This is a genomic window from Geodermatophilus sp. SYSU D00815 (assembly GCF_054050035.1).
Window position 1 is genome coordinate 352,238 of sequence record NZ_JBJGYO010000002.1, and the last position, 20,751, is coordinate 372,988.

General features: G+C 76.2%; 19 protein-coding genes. 9 read left to right on the plus strand and 10 right to left on the minus strand.

Annotated features, from left to right (window positions below; translation table 11 throughout):
- Positions 1 to 67 precede the first annotated feature (67 nt).
- The 3 genes from ACI78S_RS04395 to ACI78S_RS04405 are packed head-to-tail and all read left to right on the plus strand — an operon-like array spanning position 68 to position 2,750.
- Positions 68 to 529 (plus strand): ester cyclase, encoded by a 462-nt coding sequence (locus ACI78S_RS04395; protein WP_456970995.1) that lies wholly within the window; start codon positions 68 to 70, stop codon positions 527 to 529.
- Positions 530 to 540: 11 nt separating this feature from the next.
- On the plus strand, positions 541 to 1,329 hold the full coding sequence (gene yaaA / locus ACI78S_RS04400; protein ID WP_456970996.1) for a peroxide stress protein YaaA: 789 nt from the start codon (positions 541 to 543) through the stop codon (positions 1,327 to 1,329).
- Entirely contained in the window at positions 1,326 to 2,750 is a 1,425-nt protein-coding gene (locus tag ACI78S_RS04405) for an amidase (protein WP_456970997.1), read from the plus strand. The genes yaaA and ACI78S_RS04405 overlap by 4 nt, the downstream gene beginning before the upstream one ends.
- A 48-nt stretch (positions 2,751 to 2,798) precedes the next feature.
- Here ACI78S_RS04405 and ACI78S_RS04410 read toward each other — a convergent pair whose 3' ends face one another.
- The 4 genes from ACI78S_RS04410 to ACI78S_RS04425 form a co-directional block, all read right to left on the minus strand.
- On the minus strand, positions 2,799 to 3,287 hold the full coding sequence (locus ACI78S_RS04410; protein ID WP_456970998.1) for a hypothetical protein: 489 nt from the start codon (positions 3,285 to 3,287) through the stop codon (positions 2,799 to 2,801).
- Positions 3,288 to 3,297: 10 nt separating this feature from the next.
- Entirely contained in the window at positions 3,298 to 4,671 is a 1,374-nt protein-coding gene (locus ACI78S_RS04415; protein WP_456970999.1) for a glucose-6-phosphate dehydrogenase, read from the minus strand.
- A gap of 189 nt (positions 4,672 to 4,860) precedes the next feature.
- Positions 4,861 to 9,804 carry an NAD-glutamate dehydrogenase gene (locus tag ACI78S_RS04420; protein ID WP_456971000.1) on the minus strand — a complete coding sequence of 1,648 codons (4,944 nt, stop codon included), beginning with the start codon at positions 9,802 to 9,804 and terminating at the stop codon, positions 4,861 to 4,863.
- 73 nt (positions 9,805 to 9,877) lie between these two features.
- Positions 9,878 to 10,249, minus strand: coding sequence for a phage holin family protein (locus ACI78S_RS04425; protein WP_456971001.1), 372 nt, complete (start codon positions 10,247 to 10,249; stop codon positions 9,878 to 9,880).
- A 97-nt stretch (positions 10,250 to 10,346) separates the two neighbouring features.
- Here ACI78S_RS04425 and ACI78S_RS04430 point away from each other — a divergent pair, with 97 nt between their 5' ends.
- Complete coding sequence (locus ACI78S_RS04430; protein ID WP_456971002.1) at positions 10,347 to 11,384, plus strand: chemotaxis protein CheB; 1,038 nt, start codon at positions 10,347 to 10,349, stop codon at positions 11,382 to 11,384.
- Here the strand turns inward: ACI78S_RS04430 and ACI78S_RS04435 are convergent.
- A complete protein-coding gene (locus ACI78S_RS04435) occupies positions 11,381 to 11,755 on the minus strand; it encodes a nuclear transport factor 2 family protein (protein WP_456971004.1) in 375 nt (124 codons plus the stop codon). The two genes, ACI78S_RS04430 and ACI78S_RS04435, sit on opposite strands and share 4 nt — an antisense overlap.
- 88 nt (positions 11,756 to 11,843) lie before the next feature.
- On the opposite strand from ACI78S_RS04435, the gene ACI78S_RS04440 reads away from it, so the two are divergent.
- The 3 genes from ACI78S_RS04440 to ACI78S_RS04450 are packed head-to-tail and all read left to right on the plus strand — an operon-like array spanning position 11,844 to position 14,753.
- A complete protein-coding gene (locus ACI78S_RS04440) occupies positions 11,844 to 13,028 on the plus strand; it encodes an AAA family ATPase (protein WP_456971005.1) in 1,185 nt (394 codons plus the stop codon).
- A gap of 54 nt (positions 13,029 to 13,082) precedes the next feature.
- A complete protein-coding gene (locus ACI78S_RS04445) occupies positions 13,083 to 13,847 on the plus strand; it encodes a ZIP family metal transporter (protein ID WP_456971006.1) in 765 nt (254 codons plus the stop codon).
- 9 nt (positions 13,848 to 13,856) lie between these two features.
- Positions 13,857 to 14,753: an alpha/beta fold hydrolase gene (locus tag ACI78S_RS04450; protein ID WP_456971007.1), complete on the plus strand. Its 897-nt coding sequence runs from the start codon at positions 13,857 to 13,859 to the stop codon at positions 14,751 to 14,753.
- Here the strand turns inward: ACI78S_RS04450 and ACI78S_RS04455 are convergent.
- Positions 14,750 to 16,480, minus strand: coding sequence for a SpoIIE family protein phosphatase (locus ACI78S_RS04455; RefSeq protein WP_456971008.1), 1,731 nt, complete (start codon positions 16,478 to 16,480; stop codon positions 14,750 to 14,752). The two genes, ACI78S_RS04450 and ACI78S_RS04455, sit on opposite strands and share 4 nt — an antisense overlap.
- 184 nt (positions 16,481 to 16,664) lie before the next feature.
- Here ACI78S_RS04455 and ACI78S_RS04460 point away from each other — a divergent pair, with 184 nt between their 5' ends.
- Both ACI78S_RS04460 and ACI78S_RS04465 read left to right on the plus strand, forming a co-directional pair.
- Entirely contained in the window at positions 16,665 to 18,353 is a 1,689-nt protein-coding gene (locus ACI78S_RS04460; RefSeq protein WP_456971009.1) for a SpoIIE family protein phosphatase, read from the plus strand.
- A gap of 101 nt (positions 18,354 to 18,454) precedes the next feature.
- On the plus strand, positions 18,455 to 18,904 hold the full coding sequence (locus ACI78S_RS04465; protein ID WP_456971010.1) for an ATP-binding protein: 450 nt from the start codon (positions 18,455 to 18,457) through the stop codon (positions 18,902 to 18,904).
- Positions 18,905 to 18,991: 87 nt separating this feature from the next.
- Here ACI78S_RS04465 and ACI78S_RS04470 read toward each other — a convergent pair whose 3' ends face one another.
- Genes ACI78S_RS04470 through ACI78S_RS04485 form a run of 4 tightly spaced genes read right to left on the minus strand, consistent with a single transcriptional unit; the run spans position 18,992 to position 20,751 of the window.
- Entirely contained in the window at positions 18,992 to 19,480 is a 489-nt protein-coding gene (locus ACI78S_RS04470; protein WP_456971011.1) for a hypothetical protein, read from the minus strand.
- Complete coding sequence (locus ACI78S_RS04475; protein WP_456971012.1) at positions 19,477 to 19,839, minus strand: response regulator; 363 nt, start codon at positions 19,837 to 19,839, stop codon at positions 19,477 to 19,479. The genes ACI78S_RS04470 and ACI78S_RS04475 overlap by 4 nt, the downstream gene beginning before the upstream one ends.
- Before the next feature lie 25 nt (positions 19,840 to 19,864).
- Entirely contained in the window at positions 19,865 to 20,371 is a 507-nt protein-coding gene (locus tag ACI78S_RS04480) for a chemotaxis protein CheX (RefSeq protein ID WP_456971013.1), read from the minus strand.
- Positions 20,368 to 20,751, minus strand: a complete 384-nt coding sequence (locus tag ACI78S_RS04485; protein WP_456971014.1) for a response regulator — start codon at positions 20,749 to 20,751, stop codon at positions 20,368 to 20,370. The genes ACI78S_RS04480 and ACI78S_RS04485 overlap by 4 nt, the downstream gene beginning before the upstream one ends.

The following is a 20,751-nucleotide window of genomic DNA, read 5'->3' on the forward strand; positions in this document are numbered from 1 at the left end:
GGGAGTTCCCTGGCGCGCTCGCGGACGCGGTGCCAGCGTTCCCGCGGCCGGGCACCCGGGAGGGACCATGGCGGCTCCCGCCGCACGGCACGAGGACGCCCGCCGCCGCTGGAACGCCGGCGACCTGCCCGGCTACCTCGAGCTCCGCGCCGACGACCTGAGGTCCCACGGGGCCTCGCCGGAACCCATGGACGAGCCCTCCGCGGCGGAGTTCTACCGGGCGTTCTGGTCGGCGCTCGGGTCACCGGAGCGTCCCGACCCGCAGCTCGTGTTCCACGAGGTGCTCGTCGACGGCGACCTGCTCGGCGCCCGCACCACGGTGACCGGCGAGCACCGCGGCGAGTTCCTCGGGGTGCCCGCGACGGGACGGATGCACGCGCTGCCCGGCATCACGTTCATGCGGTTCCGCGGCGACCAGGTGGTGGAGCGCTGGACCACCATGGACTTCCTCGGCCTGATGGTGCGGCGGGGCGGCGTCCCGGCCCCCGTCCGAGGCGCGGCGCGGGACCGGTCGGCGCCGGCCACGTAGCCTGGCGCTCCGTGCTCGTGCTGCTCCCCCCGTCCGAGACCAAGTCGCCCGGCGGTGCCGGCGCCCCCCTCGACCTCGCCTCCCTCTCCTCGCCGTCGCTCACGCCCGTGCGGGCCCAGCTGGTCGAGGCGCTGGTGGCGCTGGCCGACGACGTCCCGGCCTCACGGGCGGCGCTGGGGCTGTCGGCGCAGCAGGACGGCGAGATCGCCCGCAACGCCGCGCTGCTCTCGTCCCCCACCGCGCCGGCGCTGGAGCGCTACACCGGCGTCCTCTACGACGCGCTCGACGTCCGGTCGATGACGAAGGCGCAGCGGTCGCGGGCCGCGGCGCGCCTGGCGGTCGGCTCGGCGCTGTTCGGCCTGGTGCGCGACGGCGACCGGATCCCGCCGTACCGGCTGTCGGCCGGCTCGCAGCTGCCGGGCCTGCCCACGCTGCGCGCGCTGTGGAAGCCGGCGCTGGGGCCGGTGCTCGCCGGGGTGCAGGACCTGGTGGTGGACCTGCGCAGCGGCTCGTACGCCCAGCTGGCGCCGGTGCCGGGGGCGGTCACGGTGACCGTGCTCAGCGAGCGGCCCGACGGCGCGCGGGCGGTCGTCAGCCACTTCAACAAGGCGCACAAGGGCCGGCTGGCGCGGTTCCTCGCGACGACGACCGCCGAGCCCGCCGACGCCGGCCGGCTGCGGGCGCTGCTGCGGCGCAACGGGTGGACGGTGGAGCCCGACGGCGCCTCGGGGCTGACCCTCGTCGTCCCGGCCGACCAGGTGGTCACCGGCCGCGCCCAGCGTGGGAACCTCGCCGGGTGAGCAGCCACCCCGACACGGACCTCTGCTTCCGGCCGGCGACGGAGCTGGCCGCGCTCGTGCGCGGCCGGGCGATCTCGGCGCGGGAGCTGCTCGAGGCGCACCTGGACCGCATCGAGCGGGTCGACCCCGGCGTCAACGCGATCGTGACCCTCGACGTCGAGGGCGCGCGGGCGGCGGCCGACGCCGCCGACGCGGCGCTGGCGGCGGGGGAGGAGGTGGGCCCGCTGCACGGCCTGCCGGTCGCGCACAAGGACACCCACGCCACCGGCGGGATGCGGACGACGTGGGGCTCGCCGCTGTTCTCCAGGACGGTGCCGGCCCGCGACGAGCTGGTGGTCGAGCGGCTGCGGGTGGCCGGCGCGGTGCGGGTCGGCAAGACCAACGTGCCGGAGTTCGCCGCCGGTTCGCACACCTTCAACCCGGTCTTCGGGGTGACGCACAACCCGTACCGGCACGGGCTGTCGGCCGGCGGGTCGAGCGGGGGAGCGGCGGCCGCGCTGGCGGCGGGCCTGGTGCCGCTGGCCGAGGGCTCGGACATGGGCGGCTCGCTGCGCAACCCCGCGGCGTTCTGCAACGTGGTCGGGCTGCGGCCGACGCCGGGGCGGGTGCCGACCTGGCCGTCCCCGCTCGGCTGGTCGACGCTGTCGGTGCAGGGACCGATGGGGCGCACGGTCGCCGACGTCGCGCTGCAGCTCTCGGCGATCGCCGGGCCGGACCCGCGGGTGCCGATCTCGCTGGAGGCGCCGGGCCAGGACTTCGCCCCGCCGCTGCACGGCGACCTGCGCGGGCTGCGGGTGGCGTGGGCGCCCGACCTCGGCGGGCGGGTGACCGTCGACCCGGCGATCCCCGCGGTGCTGGCCGGCGCCGTCCAGGTCTTCGCCGACCTCGGGGCCGCCGTCGAGGAGGACTGCCCCGACCTCTCCGGCGCCGACGAGGTGTTCGGCACGCTGCGGGCGTGGCTGTTCGAGCAGGCGCACCTGGAGAAGTCGCGCAGGCACCCGGAGCTGGTCAAGGAGAGCATCCGCTGGAACGCGGAGATGGGCGCCAAGCTCACGGGCGCCGACGTCGCCCGGGCCGAGGTGGCGCACACGCAGCTGCACGAGCGGGTGGTGGCGTTCTTCGAGCGCTACGACGTCCTGCTGGCGCCGACGACGCAGGTGCTGCCCTTCCCCGTGGAGCTGGAGTACCCCACCGAGATCGGCGGGGTGGCGCAGGAGAACTACCTGGAGTGGATGCGCTCCTGCACGCTCCTCTCGCCCACCGGCTGCCCGGCGCTGTCGGTGCCCGGCGGGTTCACCACCGACGGGCTGCCCGTGGGGCTGCAGGTCGTGGGGGCGCCGCGGGCCGACCGGCGGGTGCTCGAGGTGGGCCACGCCTTCGAGCAGGCCACCCGCTTCGGCGACCGCCGTCCGCCCCTCTGAGCCGTTCTACACCTCTCTAGCGGTGGCGCTAGAGAGGGCGAGACGCGCCTAGCGGAGCCGGACGACGCGCTCGGGCTCGATCGTGCGGCCGAACCGCCCCCGCAGGTCGTGGCCCCACAGCCGCTCGCCGGTGTCGGCGAACCGCCACTGCACCTGCGGCCGGCCGCGCGCCGTCCACTCCAGCCGCTCCACCGGCCGGGCGAGCTGCTCGAGCAGCCACGGGACCGCCCGCCGGGCGGCGTCCTCGGGGGACCGCTCGGCGGCGATCTCCCGGAGCGCGGCGCCGGCGTCGGGGTCGTGGCACTCGTCGGTCCACCGGCCGGCCAGGGAGCCGTCGACGCGGTCCAGCCGCAGGGCGACGTCGGCGTCGGCGTCGGAGACCCCCGGCACGACCGCGCACACCGCCAGGCCGTCGCCGCCGGTGTGCACGTGGGTGGCGGCCGGCTCCACGTCGCGCAGGCCCGTGCGCGCGACCTCGGCCCGCAGCGCGGTGAGGAACGGGTCGCCGTCCGGACCGGGGAACCAGGACGGCGTCACGGCCGGGGAGTCAACCAGCCGCCGGGCCGTCGGACCCCGCCGGGTACTCCCGCAGCGGCACCTCGTCGGCCGCCCAGGCGGCGAGGACCGGCTCGACGATCCGCCACGACTCCTCGGCCTCGACGTCGCTGATCGACAGGGTCGCCGACCCCGCGAGCATCTGCTGCAGCAGCAGGCCGTAGGCCGACAGGCGCGGCGGCGGCAGGGCGATGTCGAGAGCCCGCCGCTCCAGGTCGAAGGGGTCGCCGCTGCCGTTGAGGTTGATCTCGAGCGCGATCCCGTCGGGGTCGAAGCCCAGCCGCAGGACGACGGGCTCGGGCTGCTCCTCGGCGAACGCCAGGTGCGGCACCGGCTTGAAGCGGATCGCGATCTCCTGCCGGTCGGAGCCCAGGGCCTTGCCGGTGCGCAGCCGGAACGGCACGCCCGACCAGCGCCAGTTGTCGACGGTGACCGTGAACTCGGCGTAGGTCTCGGTCCGCCGCTGCGGGTCGACCCCCTCCTCGGCTGCGTAGTCGGGGATCTCCCGCCCGTCGACGCGGCCGGCCGTGTACCGGCCCCGGGCCGTGTCCCGCGCCATGTCGGCCGGTGGGCGGACGGCGCGCAGGACGTCGGCCTTGCGCGCCGACAGCGTGGCGGCGTCGATGGCGTGCGGCGGTTCCATCGCCACGATGGCGAGCTGCTGCAGCAGGTGGTTCTGCAGCATGTCGCGCAGCGCGCCGGCCGTGTCGTAGTAGCCGGCCCGCCCCTCCAGGGCGAGGCTCTCGTCGAACACGATGTCGACCCGCTCGACGTGCCCGGCGTTCCAGACCGGCTCGAACAGGCGGTTGGCGAAGCGCAGCCCGAGCACGTTGAGCACGGTCTGCATGGCCATGAAGTGGTCGATCCGGAAGACCGCCTCCTCGGGCAGCATCCGGTGCAGCACCCGGTTGAGCTCGCGGGCGTCGTCGCGGTCCCGGCCGAAGGGCTTCTCCACCGCCACGATCGCGCCCTCGGGCAGGCCCGCCTCCTCCAGCGCGAGCAGGGTCGGCAGGAACACGGTGTTGGGCAGGGCCAGGTAGACCACCGGCGCGCCCGCCGTCCCGCCGAGCACGGCGCGCAGGTCGTCGGCGGAGGTGACGTCCCCGCCCCGGTAGCGCAGCCCGCCGACCACCCGGTCCCGCGCCTCCTCCGGCACCGAGGGGGCGTGCTCGGCCAGCCGCTCCCTCGCCCACCCGCGGAAGTCCTCGTCGCTGCGGTCGCCCCGACCGACGGCGACGACCTCCTCGAGCTCGTCGGCGCCGCCGGCCGCCACCAGCTCGGCGAGGCCGGGCAGCAGCAGCCGGCCGGTGAGGTCGCCGGTGCCACCGAGCACGACGAGGGAGCGGGTCTGCGGGGGGTGCGGCACGGCGACGTCCTCGAACGGGGGGCAGGTCCACCGCCCCCTGCCCGTCCCGGCTCCGGCTCAACCCCCTCCGACCCACCCGGCGAGGGGCGCGGCGGCGTCCTCCCCCACCGCGACGGGTCCTCCCCCGCGCCGCACCGCGGGGGAGGACCCGTCGCGATCAGCCCGGCTGATCGCGGCCGCGCGCCCCCGTCAGCGGCGGCGCAGGCCGCGCAGCGTGCGGACGGCGACCAGCAGCTCGGCCAGCTCCTGGCGGTCCCCGGCCGCGATGTCGGTCAGCTGCGCCGCGGCCCGCCGCTGCCCGGCGTCCCAGCCCGCCGCCCACGTCTCGACCAGCTCGGCGGGGCTGTCGCCGTCGCCGGCGCGCAGCGCGAGCACGTCGGCGGTGAGCGCGGCCTGCTCGGCGGCGAGGTCGTCGCGCAGGGTGGCCCGCGCCATCGAGTTCCACCGCCGGTCGCGGGGCAGCCCGATGATCAGCTCGCGCAGCGGCACCAGCGCCAGCCGGTCGGCCAGCCGCTGCATGACCTGGCCGGCCTGCTCGATGGGGGCGCCGGTGCGCTCAGCGACGACGGACAGGTCCAGCGCCGCGGGCAGCAGGGGAGCGGCCGCCGCCTCCGCGGCCAGCCCGGCCGGCACGCCGGCCGCCTCCAGCCGGGCCGCCCGTTCCGCGTAGGCGTGCGCCTCGGCACCGAGCAGCCAGTGCGGCAGCCCGGCCCGGACGGCGGCCACCGGCGGACCGAACCGCTCCGTCACGTCGGCCAGCGCCACCGGCTGCTCGCCGGTGAGGTCGGGCAGCCGCAGCAGCCACCGCGCCGCCCGCTCGGCCAGCCGGGTGGCCTCGGTGCGCAGCTCCACCTGCGCCGCCGCGGGCACCCGGTTGTCCAGCGGCCGGACGGCCGACCACAGCCGGTCGACGCCGAAGACGTCCAGCGCCACCGCGTGCGCCCGGACCACGGCCGCCAGCGGCACGCCGGTCTCCTCGGCCAGCCGGAACAGCCCGGTGACGCCGGCGACGTTCACCGCCCGGTTGGTCACCGCGGTCGCGACGATCTCCCGCCGCAGGGGGTGGGTGGTCAGCGCGCCCGGGAAGCGCGCCCGCAGCGCGGTGGGGAAGTAGCCGACGAGCAGCTCCTCCAGCGCCGGGTCGTCGGGCAGCGCCGAGGAGAGGACGGCGTCGCCGGCCTCGAGCTTGGCGTAGGCCAGCAGCACCGACAGCTCCGGGCCGGTGAGCGCCTGCCCGTCCCGCCGCCGCTCGGCGAGCCCCCGCTCGTCGGGCAGCGCCTCGACGCTGCGCACCAGCCGCCCCGACCGCTCCAGCGCCCGGATGAACCGCTCGTGGGCGTCGAGGAGCGAGCGGGCCGAGGTGACCTCGGTGGCCAGCGCGGCGTTCTGCGCGTGGTTGTCGGAGAGGACCTGCGCGGCCACCTCGTCGCTCATCTCGCCCAGCAGCGCCGCCCGCCCGGCGGCGTCGAGCGCCCCGTCGTCGACCACGCGATTCAGCGCGATCTTGATGTTCACCTCGTGGTCGGAGGTGTCGACGCCGGCGGAGTTGTCGATCGCGTCGGTGTTGATCCGACCGCCCGCGAGCGCGTACTCGACCCGGCCGCGCTGGGTGAGGCCCAGGTTGCCGCCCTCGGCCACCACGCGCACCCGCAGCTGCTCGCCGTCCACCCGCACGGCGTCGTTGGCCTTGTCGCCGACCTCCAGGTCGCTCTCGTCGCGCGCCTTGACGTAGGTGCCGATGCCGCCGTTGAACAGCAGGTCGGCCGGCGCCAGCAGGACCGCGCGGATCAGCTCGGTCGGGGTCAGCGAGTCGACGTCGTCCTCGAGGCCCAGCGCCGCCCGCATCTGCGGCGACACCGGCACCGACTTCGCCGTCCGCGGCCAGACGCCACCGCCGGGGCTGATCAGCGCCGGGTCGTAGTCGGCCCACGACGAGCGGGGCAGCGCGAACAGCCGCCGGCGCTCGGCGAACGACGTCGCCGCGTCGGGGGAGGGGTCGACGAAGACGTGCCGGTGGTCGAAGGCGCCGACCAGCCGGATGTGCTCGGACAGCAGCATCCCGTTGCCGAACACGTCGCCGGACATGTCGCCGATGCCGACGACGGTGAAGTCCTCGGTCTGCACGTCGACGCCGAGCTCGCGGAAGTGCCGGGTGACCGACTCCCAGGCGCCGCGGGCGGTGATGCCCATGGCCTTGTGGTCGTAGCCCACCGAGCCGCCCGAGGCGAAGGCGTCGCCGAGCCAGAAGCCCCGCTCGAGCGCCACCTCGTTGGCGAGGTCGGAGAAGGTGGCCGTGCCCTTGTCGGCCGCGACGACGAGGTAGGTGTCGTCCCCGTCGTGCCGCACCACCCGCTCGGGCGGGACGACGCGGCCCTCCACCAGGTTGTCGGTGAGCGACAGCAGGGCCCCGATGAACAGCCGGTAGCAGGCGATGCCCTCGGCCAGGACCTCGTCGCGGGAGGCGCCCTCACCCGGCGGCCGCTTGACCACGAAGCCGCCCTTGGCGCCGGTGGGCACGATGACGGTGTTCTTGACCATCTGCGCCTTGACCAGGCCGAGCACCTCGGTGCGCAGGTCCTCGCGGCGGTCGGACCAGCGCAGCCCGCCGCGCGCGACCGCCCCGAACCGCAGGTGGACGCCCATCACCCGCGGCGAGCTCACCCACACCTCGCGCCACGGCCGGGGCTCGGGCAGGTCGGGCACCTGCGCGGGGTCGATCTTCAGGGCGAGGGGACCGCCGGCGTAGTAGGTGGTGCGCTGGGTGGCGGTGACGGCGGCGAGCAGAGCGGAGAGCACCCGGTCGGCGTCCAGCGAGGCCACCTCGCCGATCGACCGGCGCAGCGCCGCGACGAGCTCCTCCTGCCGCGCCGCGCGGCCGGCATCCCGGCCGGGGGAGAAGCGGGTCTCGAACAGCGCGACGAGCCGGCCGACGATCTCCGGGTGCGCGGCCAGGGTCGCCTCGACGTAGCCCTGGCCGAAGGGCAGCCCGGTCTGCCGCAGCCACTGCACGTAGGCGCGCACCACGGTGACCTGCCGCCAGTTCAGCCCGGCCAGCAGCACCAGCGCGCCCAGCCCGTCGTCCTCGGCGTCGCCGCGCCACACGGCGCTGACCGCCTCGGTGAACCGCTCGGGGAGGGAGCGCAGCAGCGGCAGGTCGGCCACCGACGTGGTCAGCCCGAAGTCGTAGATCCAGGCCAGCGGCGCGCCGATCCGGTCGATCTCGTACGGCCGCTCGTCCACGACGCCGACGCCCATGTGCTGCAGCACCGGCAGCACGTCGGAGAGCAGCAGCCGCTGGCCGACCCGGTAGATCGTCAGCCGGCGCTCGGCCGGGTCGGCGCCCTGCGGGGTCCACAGCCGCAGGGCCATCCCGCCGGGCTGCAGCGCCTCCAGCCGCGCCAGGTCCTCCACGGCCCGGGTGGCCGGGAAGTCCTCCTGGTAGGCGGCCGGGAAGGCGTCGGCCACCCGGGCCAGGAGCCGGTCGGCCTCGGCCGGCTCGTGCGCCGCGTGCAGCGCCTCGGCCAGCTCGTCGGTCCAGCTGCGGGCGACGGCGGCGAGCTCCGCCTGCAGCGCGTCGACGTCGACCTCCGGTGGCCGCGGCGCGCCGCGCCGGCCCTGGGGCACCCGGACGACGAAGTGGAGCCGGGTGAGCACCGACTCGGTGGACCAGGCGGTGTACTCGATCGACGTGCCGCCCAGCCGCTCGAGCAGCACCTGCTGCATCCGGGTGCGGACCTCGGTGGTGTAGCGGTCGCGGGGCAGGTAGACCAGCGCCGACCAGAACCGCCCGGCCGGGTCGCGGCGCAGGAACAGCCGTGTCTGCCGGCGCTCCTGCAGGTACAGCACCGCCATCGCGACGGGCAGCAGCTCGTCGGTGCCGATCTGCAGCAGCTCGTCGCGCGGGTAGGTCTCCAGGACGTCGAGGAGCGCCTTGCCGGTGTGGCTGTCGGCGGGCACGCCGGAGCGGGCGATCACCTCGGCCACCCGGCGCCGCACCAGCGGCACGTCGAGCACGCTGGTCGTGTACGCGGCGGTGGGGAACAGGCCGACCAGGCGGTGCTGGCGGGGGTTGCCGTCGGCGTCGGGCAGGGTGACGACGACGAGGTCCATCCACGCCCGGCGGTGCACCGGCGAGCGGGCGTCGGCCTTGGTCACGGCCAGCAGCTGCGGCCCGGTCGAGCGCCGGGCCTCCGGCGCGGCCAGGACGGCGGCGCTCATGTCGGTGTCGCTGCGCAGCACGCCCAGCCCCGTCCCGGGGACGGCGCGCACCGCGCTCTTGCCCCGCGAGGGCGCCGGCTCGACGTCGCGGGCGCCGAGGAAGACGAAGTTGCCGTCGGCCAGCCAGCGCAGCAGCGCCGCCGCCTCGGCCGGGTCGTCGGCCGGGTCCGCCGCCTCGCGGCGCTCGCCGGCCAGCGCCTCCAGGCGGCCGGCCAGCTCCAGCGCCCGGGTGCGCAGCTTGCCGGCGTCCTCGTCGACCGCCCGGACGTCGGCGAGCACCGCGCGCAGCCCGGCCACGAGGTCGTCGGCGGCCTCGTCGTCCAGCGGCCCGTCGAGGACGACGGCCATCCACGACTCGGGCAGGGCGTCCGGGCCCAGGCCCTCGGGGGAGGCGGTGTCGCAGAACTCGCGGATGCGGCCGGTCAGGTCCCGGCGGACGACGACGACCGGGTGCACCACGTGCGCCAGCCCGATGCCCTGCCGGACCACCTCGGCGGTGACCGAGTCCACCAGGAAGGGCATGTCGTCGGTGACGATCCGGACGACCGCGGCCGGCCCGCCCGTCCCGGCCGCGTCGGGGGTCCGTTGCACGTCCACCGTCGCCGAACCCTGCGGGCGCACCTCGGCCAGCCGGAGGTGGCCGAGCGCCAGCGCGGCGAGCTCCTCGGGGTCGTGGCCGAGCACCTCGGCCGCGGGCTCGCTCCAGTAGTAGCGCTGCAGCAGGGCGGGGACGTCCCCGGGGGAGCAGCCGGGCGGCAGCGGCGCAGACCCGGCGGCGGTCTCGGCCGCCCGGGCCAGCAGCTCGCGCTTCTCGGTCCGCTCGGCCTCCAGCGCGGCGAGCTCGGTGGGAGCCGCCGCACCGCCCCCGCGCGCGTTCCCCGGGGTGGCCGGAGCAACGTCGGTGGTGCTCGCCATGGAGGCCCACGCTAGCCGAAGGCCCCCCTTCCCCCCACCGCTCGCGAGCTCGCGGCGGGTCCCCGAAGGGGGTCTAGCGGTCGAGCACCTGGTCGGCCACCCAGCCGACGACGGCCAGGATGAGCCCGCCGAGGATCGCGGTGCCGAACCCGTCGACGGTCAGCCGGTCGGTGACCCCCGCCGTGATGGCGAGCAGCGCGGCGTTGATGACCAGCAGGAACAGGCCGAGGGTGAGGATGACGAACGGCAGCGAGAGCAGCCGCAGGATCGGTCCCACGATCGCGTTGACGACGCCGAAGACCAGGCCGATCCACAGGTAGGTTCCGAACTCGCCGAGCGGTCCGTCGGGGTTGGGGGTCACCCCCAGCCCCTCCGGGATGTGGAAGTAGGCCATCCCGTAGAAGGCCGCCGCGAGGATCACGACCTTCAGCGCGAACTTGATCACCGGGTCACGCTAGCGCCGCCATCCCTCCGCTTCCCGCATCTGACGCGCTCTACCGCTCTCTAGCGTCGTCGCTAGACGAGCGCAGACGACGGCCGCGGTGCCACGATGGGGGACCGGTCGGGGAGCCGGCCGGACCCGGCGGGAGGAGGCGGTCCCCCTGGCCGAGCGCGTGGTCGTGATCGGCGCCTCCGCCGGCGGCATCGAGGCCCTGCAGCAGGTCGTGGCCGCGCTGCCGGCGGACCTGCCGGCCGCCGTCCTCGTGGTGGTGCACGTGCAGCCGAGCTCGGAGAGCGTGCTGCCGCGGGTGCTGTCCCGCGTCGGCGCGCTCCCCGCCCGCCATCCCCGCGAGGGGGACCGGCTGGAGGCGGGGGAGATCCTCGTCGCCCCGCCGGACCGCCACATGGTGGTGCGCGACTCCCGCGTGCACCTCTCGTCGGGGCCCCGGCAGAACCGCCAGCGACCGGCGGTGGACGCGCTGTTCCGCAGCGCGGCCACCGCGTACGGGCCGGGCGTCGTGGCGGTGGTCCTCTCCGGGGCGCTGGACGACGGGGCGGTCGGCGCCGCCGTCGTCGCCGCCAACGACGGCACCGTGCTGGTGCAGGAGCCGTCGGAGGCCCGGGTGAGCAGCATGCCGCGGGCCGCCCTGCGCGCGGTGCGGCGGGCCCGCGCCCTCCCGTCGGCGGAGCTCGGCCCCGCCGTCGACGACTTCGTGCGCCGGCCGGACCCCGCCGACCCGGTCCCCCGCGTGCAGGAAGGACGCCTCCCCATGCCCACCGGCCCCACCGCGACGACCGACCTCGGCGTCCCCGCGGCGCTCGGCTGCCCCGAGTGCCAGGGCGGCATGTACGAGTCCGTCCCCGACGGCACCGTGACCTACACCTGCCACGTCGGCCACACCTGGTCGGCGCAGACGCTGCTCGACGCGCAGCGGCAGGCCGTCGAGGGGGCGGTCTACAACGCGGCGTCGAAGCTGATGGAGATCGCGGCGGTCCATCGGCGCCTCGCCGAGCTGGCCGAGCGGCGGGGCGACGGCGATCCCGGGGAGCACCGGCGCGCCGCGGCGGCGGCCGAGGACCGGGCGCAGCGCATCCGCGAGCTGGCCACCGAGAGCCCCCACCCCGACCCGGAGCCCTAGGGGACCGGGGTCTGCGTGTACGCCGCCAGCCGCCAGCCGTCGTCGGACCGGACGTAGGTGCTGGTCATCGCGCCGACGAACGGGGGCTCGGACTCGTCGCGCCACGCCCGGCCGGTGTAGACGAGCACCGCGGCAGACGCCCCGGCAGCCACCACCCGCGCGCTCTCGATCTCGAAGCGCTGCCAGGGCGGCGAGCCGCGCAGCGCCTCCACCACGGCGTCGCGGTCGGCCACGGCGCCGTTGGCCAGCACCATGACGCCGTCGTCGGTCATCAGGGAGCCGTAGAAGTCCGCACCGCTGCCGTCGCGCAGGGATTCCCAGCCGCGGTGCTCCAGCGCGAGCAGCTCGCGGGTCAGGTCGTCGTCCGTCATGCGCAGGGGGCTGCCCGCCGACGACACGCGCTACACCGTTCTACGGATGTCTACGGCGATCGCTAGACGGCCCCATACGGTGCTCGACGTGGACCCCGTGCGGAACCCCTACGCGCCCGGGGCGGGGCAGCGCCCGCCCGAGCTCGCCGGCCGCGACGGCGAGCTCTCGGCGTTCGACGTCGTCCTCGAGCGGATCGCCCACGGCCGGCCGGAGCGCTCGCTCGTGCTCACCGGCCTGCGCGGGGTGGGCAAGACCGTGCTGCTCAACCAGCTCCGCTCGGCCGCCATCGGTCGCGGCTGGGGGACCGGCAAGATCGAGGCCCGTCCCGACCAGTCGCTGCGCCGCCCGGTGTCCTCGGCGCTGCACATGGCGCTGCGCGAGCTGCGCCACCCCGACCAGGACTCCATGGACGCCGTCCTCGGCGTGGTCAAGGCCTTCGCGCTGCGCCAGCAGCCGGACGCCAAGGTGCGCGACCGGTGGCAGCCCGGCATCGACGTGCCGCCGGCGAGCGGCCGGGCCGACTCCGGCGACATCGAGATCGACCTGGTGGAGCTGCTCAGCGACGCCGCCGGGCTCGCCGCCGACGTGGGCAAGGGCATCGCGCTGTTCATCGACGAGATGCAGGACGTGCAGCCCGACGACGTCTCGGCCATCTGCGCCGCCTGCCACGAGCTGTCCCAGCAGGGGGCGCCGCTGATCGTCGTCGGCGCCGGCCTGCCGCACCTGCCGGCGGTGCTGTCGGCGTCCAAGAGCTACTCGGAGCGGCTGTTCCGCTACCTGCGGATCGACCGGCTCGACCGGGCCGCCGCCGACCGGGCGCTGCTCGCCCCGGCCGAGCGGGAGGACGTCACCTTCGAGCCGGCGGCGCTCGACGCCCTCTACGCGGCCGCCGACGGCTACCCGTACTTCGTGCAGGCCTACGGCAAGGTCACCTGGGACGTCGCGGCCGCCTCGCCGATCACCGCCGACGACGTCGCCATGGCGGCCCCGGTCGCCGAGGCCGAGCTGGCCGTGGGCTTCTTCGGCTCCCGCTACGACCGCGCGACGCCGGCCGAGCGGGAGTACATGCACGCCATGGCCGAGCTCGGCGGCCCGCAGGGCACCGCCGTCGCCACCTCGGAGGTCGCGGTGTCGCTGGGCCGCAAGCCGGCCTCGCTGTCGCCGGCGCGCGACTCGCTGATCAAGAAGGGGCTGGTCTACTCGGCCGAGCGCGGCCAGATCGCGTTCACCGTGCCGCACTTCGGCCGCTACCTGCTCACGCACCCCGACTAGGAGCGCCGGGACGGGTCGGCATGACCCGGCGCTCGGACGGGCACCCGGCGAGCCGTGCCGACGTGGGTGGAAGCGGGGCTGTGGGGGCTGCTGGGCGGCGCCGCCCTCGTGCTGGGGGCGCTGGTCGCCTGGTTCGTCCGCGTCCCGCAGGCGGTGATCGCGTCGGTCATGGCCTTCGGCTCCGGCGTGCTCGTCTCGGCGGTCGCCTTCGACCTCATGCAGGAGGCGGCGGAGACCGGCGGGCTGGCCGCCGCCGGGTTCGGCTTCCTCGCCGGCTCGCTGGCCTACGTCGGCGCCAACGCCCTGCTGGCGCGGCGCGGCGCGCGGCACCGCAAGCGCTCGGGCGGCGACCCCGACGAGGACCAGCCCAGCGAGCAGGAGCAGGCCGGCAGCGGCACCGCGATCGCCGTCGGCGCGCTGCTCGACGGCGTCCCCGAGTCGGCCGTGCTCGGCATCGGCCTGCTCAGCGGCGGCGGGGTGAGCCTGTCGGTGCTCGCCGCCGTGTTCATCTCCAACGTGCCCGAGGGGCTCTCCAGCGCCGCGGGCATGAAGCGCAGCGGGCGCTCGGCGCGGTACGTGTTCGGGCTGTGGGGCGCGATCGCCGTGGTCAGCGGCATCGCGGCGCTGGTGGGCTACGCCGCGCTGGGCGCCGCCTCGCCCCAGGTCATCGCGTGGATCACCGCGGTCGCCGCGGGGGCGATCCTGACCATGGTGGCCGACACGATGATCCCCGAGGCGTTCGAGCGCACCCGCACGTGGACCGGGGTGATCACCACCCTCGGCTTCCTGGTGGCCTTCGCCATCGAGGTGGCGGGGTAGGAACGGGTCATGCCCGAGCCGCGCGACCCCGAGCTCACCACGGTCCCCGTCGCGGGGGGCGACCTCGCCGTCCTGCGGTGGGCGGCGGACCGCCCGCACGCGCCGGTCGCCGTGCTGCTGCACGGCATCACCTCCAACGCCCTGGTGTGGGCGCGGGTCGCCGCGGAGCTGGCGGGGGAGTTCGAGATCGTCGCGCCCGACCTGCGCGGCCGCGCCGCATCGGCGGCGCTGCCGCCGCCGTACGGGCTGGCCGCGCACGCCGACGACCTCGCCGCCGTGCTCCGCCGGGACGGGGACGCCGTGCTCGTCGGCCACTCCATGGGCGCGTTCGTCGCCACGCTGGCCGCCTCCGGCGTCGTGCGCGACCGGGTGCGCGGCCTCGTGCTCGTCGACGGCGGCCTGCCGTTCCCCCAGCCCCCGGGGGAGGACGTCGACGCGATGCTGGCCGCGCTCCTGGGCGGCACGCTCGACCGGCTGGCGACGACGTTCCCCGACCTGGCCGCCGTCCGGGCCTTCTGGGCGCGGCACCCGACCGTCGGGCCGTGGGTCGACGTCCCGTCGGTGGCCGCCTTCCTGGCCCGCGACCTCACCGGCTCGCCGCCGGCGCTGCGCAGCGCCGTCGTCCCGGAGGCCGTGCGGGTCGACGGCGCCGACCTGCTGGCGAACGAGCGGGTGCTGGAGGCCACCGCCGACCTGCCGGTCCCGGCCACGCTGCTGTGGGCGCCCCGCGGGACGACCGACGCGCCGCCCGGGCTCTACGACGAGCACCGGCTGGCCCGGCTCGGCGCCGACCGGCAGGGCGTGACCGCGGTGCCCGTGCCCGACACCAACCACGACTCGATCGTCTGGGCCGCGGAGGGCGTGGCCGCCGTCGCCGCCGCGGTCCGGGCGGCCGCGGCCCGCTAACCGGCCGGCGGCACGAGCGGCGGCAACCGCTCGGGGCCGGCCTCCGGCGGCCGGGGCCCGTCGAGGGGGTGCGCCCGCACCGCCAGGACGGCGACGTCGTCCTCGACGCGGTCGCCGACCAGCTCGGCGAGCAAGCGGTCGCACAGCTCGGGCAGGGGGGTGCCGGCCCCGGCGGCCAGGAGCCGCCGCACCCGGGCACGGCCCTCGTCCAGCGGCACCCCGCGGCGCTCGAACAGGCCGTCGGTGAACAGCAGCAGGGTGCTGCCCTCGGGGAGCGGCGCCCGCCCGTCGGCGCGCGGGCCGCGCCAGCCGATGCCCAGCGGGGGGCCGACCGGGGACTCCAGGTCGTGCACGGTGCCGTCGTCGAGCAGGAGCATCGGCATCGGGTGGCCGGCCGAGGCCCAGCGCAGCCGGCGCAGCCCCGAGCGGCGGTCGGCGTCGTCCTGCTCCACGCGGCACACCAGCGCCGTGGCCAGCGTGGGCACCGCGAGGCCCACCAGGGCGTGGTCGACGCGGCGCAGGACGCCGGCCGGCTCCTCGCGACGGTCGAACGCGATGCCCCGCACGAGCGTCTTGACCTGCCCCATGGCGGCGGCGGCCTCGATGTCGTGGCCCATGACGTCGCCGATGACCAGCACCGTGTCGCCGTCGGGCTGGAGGAACGCGTCGTACCAGTCCCCGCCGATCGAGACGCCCTCGGTGGCGGGCCGGTAGCGGACGGCCAGCTCCAGGCGGTCCGGCTGCACCGGCGGCGACAGGAGGCTGCGCTGCAGCCGCTCGGCGACCTGCTGGTTGGCCGCCGCCAGGCGGGCGTTGTCCAGCGCGAGACCGGCCCGCCGCGAGGCGACCTCCGCCGTGCGGAGCTCGGCGTCGGTGAACGGCCCGCGCTCCGGCCCGTTCACGAGCGTGAGCGCGCCGATCAGCTCGCCGCGGGCCACCAGCGGGAACGCCGCGGCCGCGGCCGGCCGGAGCGGGGCGAGCGCCCGGCGGCTCTCCTCGTCGCCCACCATCGCCTCGACGAGCTCGGGGGTGAGCTGCTGGACGACCACCGGCTCGAGCTCGCGCATCAACCGCGGGACGGGTGCCGCCTCCCGGTTGGACGCCACCCGCAGGTCGGCGTACCGGTGCATCGCCTCGACCATGGCCGGGTCGCGGTGCGCCCGCCCGACGTCGCGCCGCCGCCCGTCCGGCTCGATCACGCTCACCAGGCACCAGTCGGCCAGCAGCGGGACCACCAGGTGGGCGAAGCGGTCGACCGCCTCGTCGGTGTCGGTGGTCGACGTCATCGCCAGGTTGATGTCGCCCAGCAGCATGATGTGCCGCCCGGCCTCCTCGGCCCGCGCGGCCGCCGCCACGCGCTCCTCCTCGCCGCGGCGGCGGGCGGTGACGTCGTCGTAGGTGACCACCAGCCCGGCGTCGGTGAGGAAGGCGTCGGCCCGGAACCACTTGCCCAGGGGCCCGAACCACGCCTCGGTGCTGCCGGACGCGCCCGTCCGCCGGACCCGGGTGTAGAGCTCCTCGAACGGGCCGCCGACCGCCTCGGGGAACTCGTGCCAGATGCCGCGCCCGAGCAGGTCGCCGACGGTGCGGTCGAGGACGCGGGCCCCGGCCGGGTTGACGTAGCGGAACCGCCAGTCGTCGTCGAGGACGAACAGCGGCCGGTCCATGCCCTCGACCGCCTGCACCAGCAGGTCGCCCGAGGGGTTCCCGACCGCGTCCCCGTCCATGGCACCACTCTGCCCCATGCCCGCGCGGGCGCCGCACCGTGATCGTTTCGTGCCCGCCCGCACGCCGCCGCCGCTTGGCAGCGGCCGTGACCCCCGCCACACTGCTCCTGTCCACCCGCCCCGCGCAGGGGCCGGGCGGTGCTCCAACAGCGGGGCCGGGAAGCGCCGACGGTTGGAGGCTGGGGTGGCCGAGCAGCAGCCCCCGGCCGGGATCCTCGCGGCGAGCGCCCCGCCGTTGCGCGTGGTGCAGGGCGAGGGCGGCCGGATCTCCCACGCGACCCTCGCCGACGTGCTCGAGGCGATGCCGGCGGCGTTCTTCCTGCTCGACGGCGAGTGGCGGTTCCGCTACGTGAACACCGAGATGGACCGGCTGCTCTCCCGCCCGCGGGAGGAGCTGATCGGCCGGTCGATCTGGGACGTCTACCCGCGGATGGTCGGCAGCGCGTTCGAGACCGCCTACCGGGACGCCGCCGCCACCGGCCGGCCCGTGGCGTTCGAGGCGCCCTACGTCGGCGAGCGCAGCGGCTGGTACGAGGTGCGGGCCTGGCCCGGTCCCGACGGGCTGGCCGTCTACTTCCTCGACGTCACCGCCCGGCACGAGGCGCAGGAGGCCGCCCGCCGCGCGACGGCCCGGCTGGGGCTGCTGGCCCGCGTGAACGCCGAGGTGTCCGGTGCCCTCGACGGGACCTCGGCGCTCGGCCGGCTGGCCCGGCTCGTCGTCCCCACCCTCACCGATGCGTGCATCGTGACGGTGGTCGACCGCGACGGCCGCGCCCGCGACGTCGGGTCGTGGCACGCCGACGCGGGCCGGCGCGAGCTCCTGCACCGCTACGCGGCGGTGCGCATGGAGACGCTGCCGCCGGACTCACCGGTGGCCCGGGCGCTGGCGACGGGCACGCAGGTGACCGAGCCCGTGGCCGACGTGCTCGCGCTCATGCGGCCGGGGCCGGCCCGCGACTTGCTCGAGCGGCTCGGCCCCGACCGGGCGAGCGTGCTCCCGCTGCCCGCGGCCGACCGCACCGTCGGCGTCCTGACCCTCTACCACGACCCGGGCCGGGTGCTCGACGACGAGGACCTGGAGACGGCGCGGGAGGTCGCCGCCCAGGCCGGGCGGGCCGTCGACCGCGTGCACCGGCAGAGCGAGCAGGCCAAGCTGGCCGAGGCGCTGCAGCGCAGCCTGCTCACCGATCCCCCGGCGGTGCCCGGGACCGAGGTCGTCGTGCGCTACGTCCCCGCCGCCGAGGCCGCCCGGGTCGGCGGGGACTGGTACGACGCCTTCCACCTGCGCGACGGCACGGCCGCGGTCGTCATCGGCGACGTCGTCGGCCACGACACCGCCGCGGCCGCCGCCATGGGGCAGCTGCGCGGCCTGCTGCGCGGGATCGCCCACCACAGCGGCGCGGGCCCGCGGGAGGTGCTGCGCGGCCTGGACGAGGCCATCGCCGCGATGCACACCGGCACGCTGGCGACCGCCGCGGTCGCGCAGCTCGGCGGGCTGACCGGCGGCCCGGTGCGGGTGCGCTGGGCCAGCGCGGGCCACCCCCCGCCGTTCCTCCTCGCGCCCGACGGCGCGATCGACGTGCTCGGCGGGCCGCTGGGCGACCTCATGCTGGGCGTCGACCCGTCCGCCGACCGCGCCGAGCACGTGCTCGACCTGGCCCCCGGCACGGTCCTGCTGCTCTACACCGACGGCCTCATCGAGCGGCGGGGCCGGACGCTCGACACCGGGCTGGAGCGGTTGCGGGGCGCGCTGGCGGCGCTGGCCGGCCGGCCGCTCGCCGAGCTCTGCGACGAGCTGCTCGACCGGATGCTGGAGGGCACCCCGCAGGACGACGTCGCCCTCGTCGCGGTCCGCGTCCGGCCGGGGGCCTGAGCCTCACCCCCGCGGGGCAGGGCGTGGTTGGGCGGGCCGCTTCCTGGGCACCGAGAGGAGGTCCCAGAAGAAGGACGGCGACCGGAGGAGGCATGGCTCGCATGACCTGGCCATTACGGCCGTTGCCGGATGGTCGCGGGGAGGTCTGGCGCTGGCACCTCGGGGCGGTCGGTGAGCTGCCCGCGGCACGGTCGGTGCTGCGGAGCAGGCTGGACGACGTCGGCTTCCCGAGAGACCCCGACGACCCCGCCGCCGAGCAGCTCATCCTCGCTTTCGACGAGCTCGCCTCCAACGCGCTGCGGCACGGCGAGACGCCGGTGGTGGCCACGGTCGTCGCCGGCAGCGGCGGCTGGCTGCTCGACGTCAGCGACCGCGACGCGGAGACGATGCCCGTGCCCGCGGTCGACCGCGACCCCGCGCAGGGCGGCCTCGGGCTGCACCTGGTGGCCCGGCTGTCGGTCGCGCACGGCTGGTACGTCGACGGCAGCTGCAAGCACGTCTGGGCCTGCCTGCCCACCGAGATCCGGGAGCGCAGCGCGGCCCTCGTGTGAGCGGTGTTCCACGTGCAACAGGCGGTCCCCGGGAAGCCCGAAGGGCCCCACCCGCGCGACGGGTGGGGCCCTTCGGGCGGTCGGGTGTCAGGCCACGACGAGCGACAGGCCGCCCTTGCCGTAGCCGGGGACCTCGACGACGAGGTCGATCCGGTTGAAGTTCGCCAGCATGCCGGCGATGTCGGCGTCGATCTCGTCGCCCGGGACGAACAGCTTGTGCAGCTTCGAGTGCGGCGCGCCCGGGGTGTTGAACAGCGCGGACAGGACGTTGACCACCTCGTGCAGCGCCTCGGCCATCAGCCCGCTGAGCTCGCCGTCCTCCTCCACCGCGTCCTGGCAGCCGCCGGGGGGAAGCAGGGCCAGCGCGCCGCCGGTGTAGGCGGAGGCGGCGAGGTCGAGGACGCACAGGGCGTTGACCGCCATCTGCGGGTCGACGTACACCGCCACCGACACCGGGCTCTTCGGGGTCGGGGTGACCGGCGCGCCCGGGCTGACGGTGACCGGCTTGCCCAGCAGGCCCGCGAGCATGTCGCGGACGTCCTTGGCGGCCGGCAGATGGACGGTGCCGGTGGTCACGCGATCACCCCGTCGAGGGCGTCCTTGAACGTCTCCTCGTTGAACGGCTTGGCGATGAGGAACAGCGCGCCGGCGTCGGCGGCCCGGTCCCGCATCTCCTGCGAGCCCTCCGAGGTGACGAACCCGAACGGCACGGTCGAGCCCGAGGAGCGCAGCGCCTGCAGGCACTCGATGCCGGTCATGTTCGGCATGTTCCAGTCCGACAGCACCAGGTCGGGCTGCTCGGAGCCGACCTTGGCCAGCGCGTCGGCGCCGTCCTCGGCCTCGACGATGTCGTGGTCGTCGTAACCGGCCTGGCGCAGGGTGCGGATGACGATCTGCCGCATCACGCGGCTGTCGTCGGCGACGAGGATCTTCACAGGGACACCTCTTCCGTGATGCGGATCAGTTGTGGGAACCGGGCAGGGCCGGGAGCGCGCCCTGCACGGAGATGGCGACCGGCTCGCCCCGCCAGAGGACGTCGATGCGCACGACGTCGGCGGGGTTCCGGACGGCGGGGGCCTGGCCGACCTCGGGCAGGCTGAGCGCCGACGGGCCGGGGAGCGCGGCCTTGACGTTGCCGCCGACGACGTTGGCGATCTCGCCGAAGGCGTCGACGACGTCGAGGTGCTCGAGCACCTCGGGCGCGGCCGGCCCGAGGAGGGCCCGGGTGAGCTCCTCCGCCGTCCGCACCCCGGTGGTCAGGACGACGCTGCCGGTCCACGGGCCGACGACGTCGACCCAGCTGGAGAGCACCTCGGCCGGCAGCTCGCCGGGCAGGGGGACGAGCAGCTCCTCCTCGCCGACCAGCGCGATCCAGGCCTCGCCGGCGATGGAGTGCACGGTCGCCTCGTCCATCAGCTCGGGGATGACCGGCCGCGCGTGCACGCCGGTGTCGAACGACGTCGTCACAGGACGACCTCCTGGGGGAGCAGGCCGAGCAGCGCGAGCTTGTCGCGGATGGCGTCGGCGGTGAACGGCTTGATCACGTACTCGTGGGCGCCGGCGGCCAGCGCGCGCACGATCTGCGTGTGCTCGCTCTCGGAGGTGACCATCATCATGGTCATCGAGCGCCAGGCCGGGTTGGCGCGGACGGCGGAGACGAACTGCAGGCCGTCCATCACCGGCATGTTCCAGTCGATGGTGGCCAGGTCGGGGACCCAGCCCTCGTCGAGGACGTCCAACCCCTCCCGCCCGTTGCCGGCGTCGCGGACCTCGTACCCGAGGTTCTCCAGGATGGAGGTGACGATCCGGCGCATGGCGCGGGAGTCGTCGATGACCAGAGCACGCAT

Coding starts and splice junctions, on each gene's coding strand:
- ACI78S_RS04395 (WP_456970995.1), top strand. CDS start 68: ATGGCGGCTCCCGCCGCACGGCACGAGGACGCCCGCCGCCGCTGGAAC.
- ACI78S_RS04420 (WP_456971000.1), bottom strand. CDS start 9,804: ATGGCGAGCACCACCGACGTTGCTCCGGCCACCCCGGGGAACGCGCGC.
- ACI78S_RS04435 (WP_456971004.1), bottom strand. CDS start 11,755: ATGACGGACGACGACCTGACCCGCGAGCTGCTCGCGCTGGAGCACCGC.
- ACI78S_RS04450 (WP_456971007.1), top strand. CDS start 13,857: ATGCCCGAGCCGCGCGACCCCGAGCTCACCACGGTCCCCGTCGCGGGG.
- ACI78S_RS04455 (WP_456971008.1), bottom strand. CDS start 16,480: ATGGACGGGGACGCGGTCGGGAACCCCTCGGGCGACCTGCTGGTGCAG.
- ACI78S_RS04465 (WP_456971010.1), top strand. CDS start 18,455: ATGACCTGGCCATTACGGCCGTTGCCGGATGGTCGCGGGGAGGTCTGG.
- ACI78S_RS04485 (WP_456971014.1), bottom strand. CDS start 20,751: ATGCGTGCTCTGGTCATCGACGACTCCCGCGCCATGCGCCGGATCGTC.